A 1,082-nucleotide genomic window follows, 5' to 3' on the forward strand; every position below is an offset into this window, starting at 1 on the left:
CTGTACTTGGTCATGAACTTGGTGACAGTCGGCTGATGGGCGGCCTGCCGCCAAGGGCTGAGTGTGGCCGGGCGGTGTTGTAGTACTCCAGCCAGGGGCCGAGTGCTTGGGTGCGGTGCTGGTTGCTGGCATAAGGCCGGCGGTAGGCCCATTCGGTGGCCATGGTGCGGTTGAGGCGTTCGGCTTTGCCGTTGGTCCAGGGGCAGTGTGGCCGGGTGAACTTCTGCCGGGCGCCCAGGGCGGCGCAGGCCTGCTGGAAGGCGTGGCTGATGCGGTAGTTCTTGGCGTTGTCGGTCATCACCCGGTGGATGCGGCTGATCCCGCGGGCGTGGAAGTAGGCGGCGGCGCGGGTGAGGAAGGCGGCGCAGGTGGTGCCTTTCTCATCGTTCAGGACTTCGATGTAGGCCAGGCGGGTGTGGTCGTCGATGGCGGTGTGCAGGTAGTCGAAGCCGATCCCGCGGCCACGTGGGGATCCTTGGCGGCCGTGGGCGCGGTGGCCGCCGCCGTCGGGGATGCGGCCGAGTTTCTTGACGTCCAGGTGGATCATGTCGCCGGGCGCGGGATGCTCATAGCGGCGCTCGCTCTTGCGGGTGGCGCGGATCGGCGTTCCGGTCAGCGGGTCACACATCGCCAGGCGTGGGATGTCGTGGCGGCGCAGGATCCGGGTGATGGTCCGGGCCGGTACCCCGGTGGCGGCCGCGAGCCGATCGGGTCCGGCCCGCAGGTCGGCGCGGGCTTTCAGCACGCGCTGCTCGGTTTCGGGTGGGGTGCGGCGCGGGCTGGTGCGGGGTCCGCTGCGCCGGTCCTGCAGTCCGGGCCAGCCTTCCTCCCGGTAGCGGGTCACCCACCGGTGCGCGCATTGGCGGGAGACGCCCAGCTCGGCGGCCACGTGCGCGACCGGGCGGTCGTCGAACACGACACGGCGGACCAGCAGGCATCTGCCGTGAAACGTCAGCCGGGCGTTAGCGTGACCCATCAAGACCTCCGTGCGTGCGTGAAGCGGCTAACTCCACTACGCCCGGAGGTCTTCTTCATGATCAATCACTGACGGCCACGTGTCACCAAGATCTCGGCCAAGTACA

General features: G+C 68.9%; 1 protein-coding gene. It reads right to left on the reverse strand.

Annotated features, from left to right (window positions below; translation table 11 throughout):
- Window positions 1-10 precede the first annotated feature (10 nt).
- Window positions 11-976, reverse strand: a complete 966-nt coding sequence (locus AW273_RS00035; RefSeq protein WP_062343958.1) for an IS481 family transposase — start codon at window positions 974-976, stop codon at window positions 11-13.
- Window positions 977-1,082 lie beyond the last annotated feature (106 nt).

The organism is Herbidospora yilanensis, assembly GCF_001570565.1.
Taxonomy (GTDB): domain Bacteria; phylum Actinomycetota; class Actinomycetes; order Streptosporangiales; family Streptosporangiaceae; genus Herbidospora; species Herbidospora yilanensis.

Excerpts from the sequence above, each read along its gene's own strand:
- AW273_RS00035 (WP_062343958.1), bottom strand. The coding sequence starts at position 976 with ATGGGTCACGCTAACGCCCGGCTGACGTTTCACGGCAGATGCCTGCTG.